This is a genomic window from Bacteroidota bacterium, from assembly GCA_016713925.1.
Classification (GTDB): domain Bacteria; phylum Bacteroidota; class Bacteroidia; order AKYH767-A; family OLB10; genus JAJTFW01.
Genome location: JADJOH010000007.1, coordinates 1263996 through 1277446 on the forward strand (window position 1 = coordinate 1263996; position 13451 = coordinate 1277446).

The 13451-nt window shown below is 40.4% G+C and carries 12 protein-coding genes and 2 pseudogenes; 1 reads left to right on the plus strand and 13 read right to left on the minus strand.

Annotation, left to right across the window (positions count from 1 at the left end):
• Nucleotides 1-106: 106 nt before the first annotated feature.
• Nucleotides 107-962: pseudogene (locus tag IPJ86_13540) on the plus strand (transglutaminase family protein).
• 298 nt (nt 963-1260) lie between these two features.
• Here IPJ86_13540 and tnpA read toward each other — a convergent pair.
• From tnpA to IPJ86_13605, 13 genes and pseudogenes are all read right to left on the minus strand, one after another.
• Nucleotides 1261-1725, minus strand: a complete 465-nt coding sequence (gene tnpA, locus IPJ86_13545; protein ID MBK7888262.1) for an IS200/IS605 family transposase — start codon at nt 1723-1725, stop codon at nt 1261-1263.
• 188 nt (nt 1726-1913) lie between these two features.
• A complete protein-coding gene (locus tag IPJ86_13550) occupies nt 1914-2501 on the minus strand; it encodes a sugar transferase (GenBank protein MBK7888263.1) in 588 nt (195 codons plus the stop codon).
• Between the two features lie 15 nt (nt 2502-2516).
• A complete protein-coding gene (locus IPJ86_13555) occupies nt 2517-3737 on the minus strand; it encodes a DegT/DnrJ/EryC1/StrS family aminotransferase (GenBank protein ID MBK7888264.1) in 1221 nt (406 codons plus the stop codon).
• A 327-nt stretch (nt 3738-4064) separates the two neighbouring features.
• Nucleotides 4065-4295 (minus strand): hypothetical protein, encoded by a 231-nt coding sequence (locus IPJ86_13560; GenBank protein ID MBK7888265.1) that lies wholly within the window; start codon nt 4293-4295, stop codon nt 4065-4067.
• A gap of 62 nt (nt 4296-4357) precedes the next feature.
• Nucleotides 4358-5470 carry an O-antigen ligase family protein gene (locus tag IPJ86_13565; protein ID MBK7888266.1) on the minus strand — a complete coding sequence of 371 codons (1113 nt, stop codon included), beginning with the start codon at nt 5468-5470 and terminating at the stop codon, nt 4358-4360.
• 110 nt (nt 5471-5580) lie between these two features.
• Nucleotides 5581-6811 (minus strand): annotated as a pseudogene (locus IPJ86_13570) (glycosyltransferase family 4 protein).
• 4 nt (nt 6812-6815) lie between these two features.
• Entirely contained in the window at nt 6816-7883 is a 1068-nt protein-coding gene (gene wecB, locus IPJ86_13575; protein MBK7888267.1) for a UDP-N-acetylglucosamine 2-epimerase (non-hydrolyzing), read from the minus strand.
• A gap of 10 nt (nt 7884-7893) precedes the next feature.
• A complete protein-coding gene (locus IPJ86_13580; protein ID MBK7888268.1) occupies nt 7894-9027 on the minus strand; it encodes a glycosyltransferase in 1134 nt (377 codons plus the stop codon).
• Nucleotides 9017-10075, minus strand: coding sequence for a glycosyltransferase family 4 protein (locus IPJ86_13585; protein ID MBK7888269.1), 1059 nt, complete (start codon nt 10073-10075; stop codon nt 9017-9019). Before IPJ86_13585 ends, IPJ86_13580 begins: the two co-directional genes overlap by 11 nt.
• Nucleotides 10076-10078: 3 nt before the next feature.
• A complete protein-coding gene (locus IPJ86_13590) occupies nt 10079-10666 on the minus strand; it encodes an acyltransferase (protein ID MBK7888270.1) in 588 nt (195 codons plus the stop codon).
• Nucleotides 10667-10668: 2 nt separating this feature from the next.
• Nucleotides 10669-11451: a hypothetical protein gene (locus tag IPJ86_13595; protein ID MBK7888271.1), complete on the minus strand. Its 783-nt coding sequence runs from the start codon at nt 11449-11451 to the stop codon at nt 10669-10671.
• Between the two features lie 67 nt (nt 11452-11518).
• A complete protein-coding gene (locus IPJ86_13600) occupies nt 11519-12136 on the minus strand; it encodes a hypothetical protein (GenBank protein ID MBK7888272.1) in 618 nt (205 codons plus the stop codon).
• A 48-nt stretch (nt 12137-12184) separates the two neighbouring features.
• Complete coding sequence (locus IPJ86_13605) at nt 12185-13450, minus strand: oligosaccharide flippase family protein (GenBank protein MBK7888273.1); 1266 nt, start codon at nt 13448-13450, stop codon at nt 12185-12187.
• Between the last annotated feature and the right edge of the window lies 1 nt (nt 13451).

Sequence of the window (13451 nt, forward strand, 5' to 3'; positions counted from 1 at the left end):
CAAATAATTACACTGAATTTAAAATAACATTCATTCGTTTATAACGTGCTATGGTGAAGGTGATAGTAATAGGAGATAGGTGGTAATATTGTATATGCCTGAAGACATGAACAACCCGGAAGTTAAAGCACTCATTAGTCTATTGGATGATTCCGACCATGAAGTGTATGGTCATATCGAAGAGAAGTTAATCAGCATGGGCAATCAGGTCATTCCATTTCTGGAAGATGCATGGTCGAATGCCTTTGATCCAATACTCAGCAGCGCATCGCTCATATTGTACATAAGATACAATTTGACACCTTAGTAGAAGATTTGAAATTATGGATTCACACCTCCGAAGACAACTTACTGGGAGGTGCCATTTTAATTGCACGGTATCAATATCCGGAGATGGATCAGGAAAAAATAAATCTTTTTATTTCCCAGGTAAAAAAGACATCTGGCTGGAGTTAAATGAAAGTCTTACTGCGTTAGAGCAAGTAAATATTTTGAATCATATTTTTTTCACAAAATATGGTTTCAGTGGTAACACGAGCAATTATCATGCACCGCAAAACTCTTATATCAATTGTGTTATTGAAAGTAAAAAGGGGAATCCGCTTGCACTATCTATACTTTATTTACTGGTAGCTCAATCATTGGGTTTACCTGTATATGGTGTCAATCTCCCCGAACATTTCATTCTCACTTATCTTGAAGTAAGAGAAGGGGAAGAGGGAAACACAGGGAAAATTTTATTTTATATAAATCCTTTCAGCAAAGGATCTGTTTTTGGTAAAGGTGACATTGATCAATTTGTCAAAAAATTAAACCTTGATCCGCAAAACAGTTATTACAAACCCTGTTCAAACAAGGATATGATTTTAAGAATGCTGCGCAACCTTTCATTCTCCTACCAAAAATTGGGGGATACAGAAAAAGTGGATGAGTTGAATCAGATGATTGGTTTGTTTGTTTGATGGATCATTTTCCTCGATTCCGTAGGGATTAAACAATGGTAACAAAAACCCTCGAACGGTAATGGTACGGCATGTGTATTCTACGAAATCCCGTAGGGTTTAAACACTGGTAACATACATCCCAAAAAACCTTTCTGCACGGTCTCGCCCCTTACGGGGCGAGACCGTGCGAGGGGGGGGGTGGGGGGCGCGGCCTTTTTTACCGAAGTTTTGTGCCTACGGCACATGCTCACCAGAATTTTGTACGTGGGAAAAGAGATTCTGTGTTTGTTCCAGTTACAAGGATTTCTGCCCTTAGTTAAAATAAGATAGGTTTGAAAATATATCGCTCATCAAATGGAACATCGAAATCATCTAGCAAAGTTTGATATTCTTCCGAAAAGGTTTTTTGTTTATGATGTATCTTTTGATTTCTAACATAATTATTGATTTTTTCTACATCCCATTTGCTATACGAAAATGCACCATATCCTTCTTGCCAGGAAAATTTACCTTGCACCTTTCTATTCTGATTTATCCATTTTGAAGAGCTCCCCTTAATATCTTGCATTAACTCTGAAAGTGACTGAGTAGGTCTAAACCCAAATAAAATATGAATATGGTCGGGCATCCCATTTATTGCAAGCACTTTGTGATTGTGTTTGTTAAGAACTCCGGCAATGTACTTATACAGATCTTCCTCCCAAGATTCAGCAATAATGCATTTTCGATTTTGAACCGCAAAAACAGCTTGGATGTGGATTTGAGTATAGGTGTTAGCCATATGAATGTTCCTTGCTTAAAGTTTTGCCTTGAAAAGGATTTTAACTCCGCAAAGTTGCAAATTGTCTTTTAAACAATATTCAAATAAAACACTTATTATTTCCTAAACGTTTATGCGATTGATCAACGCATGACCACAAATCATTCTAATTCAAAAAAAATATAAGCTCTCCGGAATAATGGCTGAAATCAACTCACAATTTTCCGAACAGTCTTTAAAAGGATCATCAAATCCGTCATCAGACTTTGTTCCTCTATATATTTTAAATTTAAAAGGAGTTTGGCCGGCATGATTTCATTGACATATACCTCTTCGGGATTGGAAACATTGCCCAATAACTGATTTTCATTGGCATATTCAATTGAAGCATAATCCGTGATGCCGGGTTTAACACGGAGTACTTTTAATTGCTCTTCCGAATATAAATCCACATATTTTCGCACTTCAGGACGAGGGCCAACCAGACTCATATTTCCCACCATGACATTGAAAAGTTGAGGCAATTCATCGAGTTTATACTTCCTGAGTAAGACTCCGACTCTTGTAATGCGGGCATCTCTTTCTCCAACAGTAAGGAGCCCTTGTTTATCAGCATTGACATACATCGTTCTGAACTTAAAAATACGGAAGGGAACCCTGTTCTTTCCGATGCGTTCCTGCAGGTAAAAAACAGGTCCTGTGCTATCTACTTTTATAATTAGGGCAAGTAACAGGAGTAGGGGTGAGATAAAAATCGTCACGATAATACTTATTGTCAAATCTAAAAGTCGTTTCATGACAACACTACGGAATTATTGAATATGTTTCTCCACCGCTTTCACAACGGCTGCTATCACGCGTTGCAATTGCTCCTCTGAAAGACTATAAAAAACAGGTAATGAAATTTCCCTGCTGAAATTATCATATGTCACCGGATAATCATCCATCTTATAGCCCTTGTTTTTATAGAATGACAGCATCGGGATAGGGATGAAGTGCACATTTACACTGACATCTTCATCAAACACTGACTGTATAATCGCATCCCTCTGCTCTTCAGAAATCCCTTTGATTCGCAACGGAAAAAGATGATAGGAGCTCTCACGATCCTCATCCTGCATTACCGGTAATTCCGCCCAGGAATACTGTTGCAATGACCTATAATAAAATTCACAAACCTGCTTACGTTTTATCAAGGTATCGTTATCGTACCTTTTTAGTTCCACCAAACCAATGGCCGCCATCAGATCGGTCATGTTGCATTTGAAACCCGCTTCTATGATATCATACTTCCAATTCCCTTTTTGCATTTTTGCCAAAGCATCTTTATTCTGTCCATGCAAGGTTAAAATGCAGAGATACTTGTATACCTCTTCATTATCAAAAGGAGCCGGTAAATGAAGAGCGATCGCACCACCTTCCGCGGTAGTCAGATTCTTCACTGCATGAAAAGAGAAGACCGATACATCAGCGCAGACACCGGTATGCCGGCCCTTATAATAAGCTCCCAAGGAATGTGCAGCATCGGATAAAATCATGATCCTGCCTAATTGCTCCTGTTCCTTTGTAGAAGCCTTGAAATGGGACTTAACAGCCGGTTTGTTCACCAATGCCATCAAGGCCGTATAATCGCAGGGAAGTCCGCCGAAATCAACCGGCATAATCACTTTAGTGCGCGCTGTTATGGCTTTCTCTACGGCTGCGCTATTTATATTAAAATCATCGCGATTTACATCCACGAGTACCGGAGTAGCACCGCAATGCATCACCACATTGGCCGTGGCGGAATAGGTATAGGCCGGAAGAATTACCTCATCACCTTCTTTCACGCCATACCAACGGAGCATTATTTCAAGACCTGCTGTGGCTGAATTAAGGCAGAGCGTATTGGGATTTCCATTGTAAGCGCTGAGGTCCTTTTCAAATTGCTTGGTTCTGGGACCGGTGGTAATCCACCCCGATTTAAGCGCGGCAACAACTTCATTGATAATTTCATCATCAATACGGGGAGGGGAGAAGGGGATGAGGGACATTTTATTTGAATTGTTCCAAAAATAAAACAATCCGAGAGATGTCTGAGAAATTATTTCGCGGCAATACTTCTATTGTCAATTATGGTTAAAATGGTGATTGTTTTACGTGAAATTTTATAAATAGCAGTTATATGCTTATGAATAAAGCCAAGCCGGCAATCTTTATACTTTTTCGAAAGCTTAAAGGACTTAGGAAATAAAGAAATGGTAATCTCAAAATGATACAACAGGTCTAAAAAATCTTTACATTCCTTTTCACTCCAGTTGTTCAAAAGATGCTTTAGAATTTGGTCGGTTTGACTTTTCGCCTCACTGGTCCAAAAAACTTTATACCTTTCTCCCATAGGAAGTCCAGAAATCCTGACTAGTCATCATATTATTGTTTTCAGCATCAGATAGCCCTCTTTTTAAAGATTCTACCTGATCTGCAGAAAGATTATCCGACCAATCACCGGACTCTGCCGATTTTTTAAATTGAAGCAATGATGCTAAAATACTTTCATCATCTAACCTTTTCAACCAATCAATCAATTCAAGTCTAATAGATTCTGTTCCCATTGAGTCAAAATTAATAAGGATGACAATTAAATCCTAATTATTTGTTGAAAATTTGTAAATACTTAAAACTTTGCTTTCACTGCAAGGATACAATAAACAAAGCAAAAAAACATCACTCCTTTCTGTACCTCTAAAATAGACTCTGTCATTGCGTTAAGTAAGATAACACTGGAAAACAAGGCAAACAAAGGCTGTTCTGAGGAATTCCATTTAAAGAAAGGAAAAGCTACTATTCCCATCAATAGAAAAAGTCCAACAATTCCAAGTGCCAGCCATACCTGGAGGAACTGATTATGTGCATTGAGTTTTTTATCTAAGGCATAACTGAATTGATGCTTTTCATAGGTCTTAATCAATTCATCTTTTACATCGCCCGTGCCTGTTCCGAACAGCCAGTTGTCACGTAGGATTTCCATACTCTCTCTCCAGATTTCCAGTCTTCCGGTGGTACTGTTGTATTCCGAAACTGTATTATCCCTGATAATGGTAGTGGTCATTGCATTTTCTACCTGGTTGAAACGATTGTTGATACTCTGCAGGGCAAAATAGGAGAGGAGGGTGAAGCATAAAATGACAATACTGTGAAGTCTTTTTAATCGAAGTAGCTCACCCTTTCGCAAATACAGGAATGCTGCCACGACGAAGGTCAATAAAGCTACCGCCTGAGCCGTTCGAGCCGATAAGAGTAATAATTGAATAAAAAAGAAGAGAATTCCGGCACTATAAAATTTCAGATTCCAATTCTCCGTTGAACCATTCATCAAATGAAACAGGAATAAAATCGCCATATTCAGATACATGGAGATATAAGTAGGATGCATTAACAGCGAGCTGTAATCAATGTAGAAAAAGGCAGTATGTAATCCGGTTTCATTGAATTTCAGAGCGGCATGAACGAGTAAAATGAGACTAGCGGTCAGGCAACCGGCAATGAATCCGCAGAGGGTGGTTCGATAATTCCTTTCTGAAATAACTAAGGTGCCAATAAATAGTGGCAATAGCAGGAATGCGGCTTTTATTTCTAAGTCAAGTCCGGCATATTTAAAATTTTCTGTCCATATTAAACCGACAAGGTGCCATAAATAAAGTAAAGGTAATCCCCAGAATAATGGAGATTTAAAAAAATTACCTGAGATGATTCCTCGTTCATTTTTTGAACTTAGTCTAATGATCATTATCAAAATAAAACATACAATTGAAACCGTCTGAACTAACGGCAAACAAAAAGCAGCTGTACTCAATAAGTACCCTAACCACTTTTCAGTTTGCTTGTCGTTCATCATGATTATGATTCTTTCGAAATTTGGTCCATTGCCTTCAGCCAGTCAGCGCAAATATTCCGTCGCAGGAAATACTGCTCTACATACACGCGTCCGTTTTCACCCATTTGTTTGGCTTCTGCCGGATGTGTGGCTAAATGTATCACCGCCTGAGTCATGGCGTCCGCGTTTTCCGGTTCGCAGTAAATTCCACATTTTCCCTCTTCAATGAAAAGCTGTCTGGCTTCACCATCAACGGCGAGGACGATAGGCTTTTTCAATGCCAGATTTTCAAAGATTTTAGAGGGAATTGCTCCTAAAAACAAATCCATTTTCTTCAAGGGAATTACCGCGGCATCGATAGCCTGTACTATGGAGGGGACCTCTTCTCTGGATACCAGATCAATAAAAATAACATTGTCTGATTTCTCATTCTTCTTCCGCAGCACAAGTCTTTCCTTCTCCGGTCCTTCACCCAGCAACAGGAATTTAATTTTCAGCTCCGGAGGAACTTTTGCTGCCGTATCCAGAATGATATCTAAGCCTTGCGCGAGTCCGATAATACCGGCATACAAGACCAGAAAATCATCTTCAGAAAAACCCAACGCAGCTCTTTTATTTTGATCAGGAACTGCATTGAAAATAGAATCATCTACACCATTGGGTAACCAGTGCACCGTCTTTTCAGGAAACCGGGCTTTAATATTTTTTACGATGCCTTGTGTTTGCCCGGTCACCATGAACGATTTCCTATAAAGGAATTCCTCCAGACCGAGTGGCCATCCTCAGAAAAAAACGATTGGTGATGACGCCCAGCTTTTCCGCCGACTCCGGCCAGAGATCACTTACATTAAATACCAATTTCGCTTTCTTCCTCTTGCTGATCCACCACCCACTGATTCCAAGAAAAAGCGGGGGAGACTCGCACATCACCACATCCATCTCTCCATGAATACGTGATGAGGTGAGAATCGACGAGAAAGTAAATGAAAAATAATTCATTAATCTGGAGACGATACTTCTGCTCTTACTGACATAGATCCAGGATCGGAAAACGGCTATTCCTTCTATTTCTTCTTTGAAAAACCACTTCCCTCTGTAGTTCGGATGCACCTCCATTGCCGGATAATTGGGCATTGCTGTCAACACTGAAACTTCATGACCAACTGCTTTTAATTCACGCGCCAATCCGCTCAGCCTGTTTTGAGGGGCTCCCGTTTCCGGCGGATAATATTGGGTGAGGATCAATATGCGCACAATACTAGCTGATTATTTCTTTTGCAATGCGATGAGCAGCATGTCCGCCACCGTATAATTCCACTGTAAAATCAGATACTTTATCTTTCATGAGATGGTAAGCTTCGAGAATTGAATTTGCTGCTGCTCCTGCCAGCTGATTGAATCCTCCGTTCACCAATTCAATCCACTCCGTCTCTTCACGCAGAGTGACACAGTGTTTCTGAAAAAAATAGGCTTCTTTTTGTAAGCCGCCACTATCCGTCATTACCAGTGAGGAGTGCTTTATCAATTCCAGCATATCAAAATAGCCTACCGGATTTATGATATGAACATCCGTTTTAATTCCCCGCTCTGCTATTATTTTTTTTGTTCGGGGATGTAATGGAAGCACCACAGGAATCTCATTATTTATCTGAGAGAGCGCATTCATGATGGAGGACAATCGCCCTTCATCATCTGTATTTTCTGCACGGTGCAAGGTGCATAGAATAAATTTACTCAGGTTGAGATCTTTAATTATTGTTGAATGTAAAGCGGACTTCCCGGCGTAGTACATCGCTGCATCCTGCATCACATCGCCGGATAAAACAACTTTCATATTTCCGAATGGATAGCCTTCCTTACTGAGATTTTCAATGGCTGCATCTGTCGGACAAAACAAAAAGTTAGAAACGCGATCGGTTAAAATACGATTCACTTCCTCCGGCATCTGCATATTGAAGGAACGTAGTCCGGCTTCTATATGGGCAATGGGAATGTGCAATTTTGTGGCAGCCAATGCTCCGGCAAGTGTCGAATTCGTATCGCCATATACGATGACCAAATCCGGCTGATGTCGCATGAATAGCCCTTCCAGTCCCTCCAGCATCTGTCCCGTCATGGCTCCATGTCCCTTTCCGTGTATTCCCAAATTATAGGCGGGACGCGGAATTTCCATCTCTTCAAAGAAAATATCAGACATATTCTGATCATGATGCTGACCGGTATGAATAATTTGTTCTTCAATCTCGTCATAATTTGCAAAAGCTCTGCTCACCACTGCAGCTTTAACAAATTGCGGACGTGCGCCAACGATAGTAAATATTTTCATGCTTCGTGTTCTATACTTTAACTCCCGGAGATTTTCGCAATTCCAGCTCTAAATTTTCATATACTTTCAATAGTCCTTTCTTTTCTGTCTGCCAGTTAAATTCCTCCCGGGCCAGTCTCAAATTTTTCTCTCTCATATTCTCTCGCAATTCGTTATCATTCAATAATCGATGGATACTGTTGGCAATTGCTTTCGGATCTGCGGGATCAGTATACAGCGAACTATCGCCAAAGAATGCTCTCCAATAAGGGAAATCACTCATGATCATAGGCAGACCACAAGCCATATATTCAAATGGCTTTGTTGCTAAAGTAGTAATGTGATTGGGGAAAGGCAGGAAAGTGATAATACCTATATCAGCAGCTTTAATATACGAGAAAATTTCCGTTGCTTCTACCACTCCTAAATACCTTACATGTTTCCATCCTGCCAAATTTTCGCATGCTCTTTGGAACGTTTCGGATTCAAATGGTCCGAGGATCCAGAGCTCGGCTTCCGGACAATATTCCATGGCAGCTATCAACTCTTTCGTACCTCTGATGACACTGGCACCTCCCACATAAATCAACGATGGCTTCGTTTTTACTATCGTGGAAACCGGAATGGAATCATAATCGGGTAAGACCGGAAAATTCCTTAAAGTCACCGGATGAAGTTTTGGAAAAAGTGCTGATATATCCGGTCGTGCCGTGACGATAGCATCAAAATAGGGGAGAAGCCATCCTTCCACTTTCTTAATTGCGATCGAAAGAAACTTTTTCAGGAAGGCAGATTTCACATAAGGTCGTGACAAGATCGCAGCAGCATTATTTTCATGCAGATCCATAATTACTTTTTTACCCGCCATCTTCAAACGCAATCCCATCCAGATCAGCTCCGGATCATGCAAGTGGTAAATGGAAGCATTCACCTTTATGGCTTCCCGATAAACATCAATGAATGAAGTCCGAAAAAACCTTTTGATTCTGCCGGTATGTCCTGGAAAGCCGATGATGGTAATCCCGTCTCTGGTTTGTGTGGTCGCCCGGGCACAAAGCAAAGTCACCACATACCCGGCTTCCCGGAGTGAAATACATTCCTTAAAAAATATCCGGTTATCGAATGGTTTATGCACAGTGGTGATATGACAAATCTTACTTCCCATTCAGCATATTTTCGTACATAGCAATGAACTTCTCTTTGTTGGCTTCCTTCGTTCCTTCCGTATCGATGATCTCTTTATTCATAGCTGTTGCGGTTCCTGCATCTATTGCCAATGCTCTTAAAAATGGATTCTCAAGCCCCTCCTTATAAATTATTCCATTCACCCCATCCCTGATCCACTCTCTGTTAGCAGGCAGATCTGAAACCACCGGCAAACATCCCGATGCCATCGCTTCCAATAACGAAATAGATGTTGCATCACTTTCCGGTATGGAAATATAGATCTTTGCCTTAGCATATAAATTAGAATTCATGACTTTATCTACCCATCCATAAAATTGAACGCTGTCCTCGAGGTGATTTTTTTTAACGATATCACGTAGTTTGCTTTCTTCAGGACCGGTGGCGGCAATAGCCAATTTCCAATGTCGATGCTTGCCATCAGATGAAACAAACTCTTTGAATAATGCTATGATTTTATCTATACGGTACAATGCAGTCAACTGCCTGTTGGAATAAATTAAATCTTCTTTCTCCAAAGGAGTAGGAGTGATATCAATTCCAAAGTTTGCCACAAGAATCTCCAGATGCTTCTTTCCTGCCATCCTTCGCATCTCATTGGCCATAAACAAAGCATCCGAGGTAAAACAATCTGCGTTTTTCAAAATATATTTTAACATTTTTCGATACAAAAATCCCTTTGAAGGTGTCGATAAAATATCACTTCCCCAGGCTGTAACTACGAGTGGATATTTTTTATTACAAGCTTTTATCGTATAAAAAGCACAACTGTTGGCCTGATGCACGTGAACAATGTCGGGATTAAAATCTTCTATTGCAGTCCGTAATTTATTAATTTTAGCCGTTATCTGTAGAGGAGATCGTAGGGAAAAATCAAAAGTTACTTGTTTCACTTTCAAATCCGGTTTCGGTTTATCAGTGATCAATAAAATCTCATCAAAATACGAAGCGATCAAATCCAGGTACTTGAATGTATGAACGACTCCTGTACCTACCAAGACCAATTTCCGTCTACCGCTCTTCTTCATTCTTTAAATTGACTTTCTGTTTACCCATTCCTTATAATTCTGCATCAACTCCGGGTGATCATTCAGGAAGGATTCGTCCATGGATCGTGTATCTTTTATTACCTGAGCAGGCTGTCCGGCAATTACCGAAAAATCCGGGAACTCTCCATCCAAATAGCTAAAAGCACTGATGATGCAACCTTTCCCAATCCTTGAGCCGGGCATAATGACCACATGAGGACCGATAAAAGTATAGTCGCCAATCGTTACAGCTCCTCTTTTATATCCCAGTTTTTCGGTTTCAGGAACATCCACATAACTGCGTCCATAAAGGCGAATAGAGATATGACTGCTATGTGTCAGTATACTTACATAATTCGTAATCTGACAACCTTCACCAATATGCAATGCATTGCTGGCATCCAGAAAATTATACTGACCAATGAAAACATGGTCTTGCAGATCCAGTTTTTCAGGGCGAATAATCGTAGTTGAGCTACCCATTCGAACTTGTTTTCGAAAACTACCGTCGCTATTCTTATAGCCGCCAATCATCACCGGACGAATCCATGACGACAATTTTCTGATGATTAGTTCTTTGAGCATTTTTATGTTTAATTGAATAAAACTCCTTCCTTGAATCGTTGTACATCGTCGGCTAAATTCAGTAATATATTTCTACGCCAATGTCTGGGATGACTGAGCAGATAAATGACAGGAATATTCTTTTCTATGGCTTCAAACGGACTTGAGGGCGTATAAAAACGTGGATAGTGCGTATCCGATCCAATAAAATTCAAAGAATGAATCAGCATCGGATGATAACATTCTAATTCAATTTTCAGTTCAAGGAGTAATTCCTCATTGACGAACGAGAAATTAGGCAAGGATAATTTTCTATTCACGAAATCGCCATGTGCAGCTACACTTCTGATTTTTTTTCCGGTCTTCTCTTCAATTGCTCTGACATTCTTTTTAAATAATTCTCTGATTTCCGAAAATCTCAATTGCACATTTTCCTTTTGTTTAATTCCATTCTTTTTACAAAAATCTGAAAGCTCTTCATAATGATATCCTGCTTCATACCCCTGATCAACCATTTCACGATACAGATCAATATCCATCGTTTTTAAGCGGAAATAATAACTGGTTTTTACACCCAATTCCATCTCAATTTCGAAGAATGCACGGGCGGTATCCGGATCGGTGTCGATATCATGCCGGTGAAGGAAGTACTTCAGGTCAGGATCAATTTTACTTTCTTTCAACAATGAAAAATATTCCAGAAGCGTCAAGTGAATATAGTTCTTTTCCAGTGCCCGTTCGATCAAACGACGGTATTCATCCATCCTTGAAGGAAGGAGGAAATCAGAGTACAAACGTTGCGCAATTCCCATCAGTTCAGGCTTTCCATTTGACTTTATAGGGCTTAAATCCTAATCGCTTTTTAAATAGACCCAGGCCTTACGACGCACCGAGCAAAGTATCGTACATGATATAAGCAGGGCGATCAGGCAAAGTGAAAATTTGTTCCACACCTTTCATCACGAGCATAAACATGATTCCATCTTTTAAATAATCAGCATGTCCCATCAATCGGTTAAAGGTGATCAGTTCCCCGCTTCTTACCAACCATAAGTAAGCCACCAATTCTTCTCCTTTAAACAATCCAAAATACGTATTCACTTCATTCTTTGGATAAGCAAGCAAGGGTTTCAAATAGGTTCCTGTGAGCGATTTTCCCTGACGGGTGTTAGAAGAAGTATGAATCTGATGGATGGCATCTGCATAAACATCAGGGTCTATTTTTCTGAACGCATAGCCATTTTTTTCTGCTTTTCTGGCATAATAGGCTGCTGAATTCTTTCCGGAAACGGAAGACAGATAATTCTCAAAAGAATCGAAAGACAATAACGGCAACAAAGCAACTCCAATGGTTTTATTCCTGATCACAAAAAACCGGGGATGCCTTTTTGTATAGTAACTGAACATCCTCTTTCCTTCCTCTGCCTGCTTATCGATCTTTATCTCCGCATGCGGCAGCTTTTGGATGGTTCTTACTATGTGGAGGAGCTTCTTCATTCCGCATCAAATGCAGGCACGAAGATAGCTGATCAAAACTTTATCACTCTATCTTTTCTCCATCAAAGGTGCCGAGAGGCGATAATACCAAACCATGGCATAGATCATCACCAGACTTCCGGCCAGTGTCAGCAAAGTGAAACCAAGTTTATAACTGCCGAAATAGCCGCCAATCACGATGGCTGTAATCCGTAGTATTACTTCAATAATAGTAATTATTGCGGCTTTCCGCTGACGATTTCTGATCAATGCGAAACAGGAAACCGGACTCACAATGAAGTTGAGCATCAGCCAGGGCGCCATTATTCCCGCAATCGTCCCGGCTTCTTCCCATCCCGGACCGAAAAACCAGGCAAAAATCGGCTCAGCATAGAGCCATAAAATGGTAAAAACAGGGAGTCCGAAAAGGAACATCTGGATATAAAGCCGCTTCACGTACGGACGCATATCTCTGCCTTCACGACTCATTTCCGTGAATTTTGGAAACATTACCTGATAAATGGCAGATCCGATGAATCCGATAGGCGCCTTCAATATCCGAAACGCCTGACCATAAAATGAAACGATAGCCGGTAAAAAATAATAATTCAACAGCAGCACGATACCCTGATCCTGAAAAGTATCGATCAAGGCATGAGGCGCGTTGTAAACAGGGTAATTTTTATGAATTCGAATAGCAGATTTCATCTCCTGAAAACGTGAAAAAGGACGAATGACAATTCCCGGAACTGCATGAAATAACAGTAAGAATCCTGTCATTTGTCCCGAAGTGGAACCAATAATCAGACCCGAAGGTTTGAACCCTTTCCATCCCAGCAGAACACCGGTGATTGCCGATACAAAGGCTGTACCTACGCGGGCGAAAAGATTTCTTCGGAAAGTTTTTCTTCTTAAGGAAAGTATATTCAGGCTCTGCATCAGACCTGCAAAAACAATGTATAGTGGCATCAGAAAAAACCAATCATTGAAAACAGTATCGCTTTTACCAGTAAAAAAGCCCTTCCAAAGGATTAAGATCAATAAGGACAATGTAGCGATGCCCACAGAAGCATAAAAGGAGATGCTCACCAGATCGAGCGCCTCCTCTTCATTTTCGGGAGCCATAATGGCCAATTCATAACGCAACGTAGCAATCACAGAAAAGATAGCAGCGATTGAGTAAAATATTTGAAAAACAGCAAATTCCTCCGGCGAATATATTCTGGTCAGCAGGGGAGTGCTGAGGATATTTATGAATTGAGCAATTGCAGTACCCGTTACAAGGGTGGTAACGTTTTTTACAAATCCCGACCGCTTGCTGAACAGACCTTTCATC

Bases quoted from the DNA above. Each gene is read 5' to 3' on its own strand.
- tnpA (MBK7888262.1), bottom strand. From the start codon at position 1,725: ATGGCTAACACCTATACTCAAATCCACATCCAAGCTGTTTTTGCGGTT.
- IPJ86_13550 (MBK7888263.1), bottom strand. From the start codon at position 2,501: ATGAAACGACTTTTAGATTTGACAATAAGTATTATCGTGACGATTTTT.
- IPJ86_13555 (MBK7888264.1), bottom strand. From the start codon at position 3,737: ATGTCCCTCATCCCCTTCTCCCCTCCCCGTATTGATGATGAAATTATC.
- IPJ86_13560 (MBK7888265.1), bottom strand. From the start codon at position 4,295: ATGGGAACAGAATCTATTAGACTTGAATTGATTGATTGGTTGAAAAGG.
- IPJ86_13565 (MBK7888266.1), bottom strand. From the start codon at position 5,470: ATGATCATTAGACTAAGTTCAAAAAATGAACGAGGAATCATCTCAGGT.
- wecB (MBK7888267.1), bottom strand. From the start codon at position 7,883: ATGAAAATATTTACTATCGTTGGCGCACGTCCGCAATTTGTTAAAGCT.
- IPJ86_13580 (MBK7888268.1), bottom strand. From the start codon at position 9,027: ATGGGAAGTAAGATTTGTCATATCACCACTGTGCATAAACCATTCGAT.
- IPJ86_13585 (MBK7888269.1), bottom strand. From the start codon at position 10,075: ATGAAGAAGAGCGGTAGACGGAAATTGGTCTTGGTAGGTACAGGAGTC.
- IPJ86_13595 (MBK7888271.1), bottom strand. From the start codon at position 11,451: ATGGGAATTGCGCAACGTTTGTACTCTGATTTCCTCCTTCCTTCAAGG.
- IPJ86_13600 (MBK7888272.1), bottom strand. From the start codon at position 12,136: ATGAAGAAGCTCCTCCACATAGTAAGAACCATCCAAAAGCTGCCGCAT.
- IPJ86_13605 (MBK7888273.1), bottom strand. From the start codon at position 13,450: ATGAAAGGTCTGTTCAGCAAGCGGTCGGGATTTGTAAAAAACGTTACC.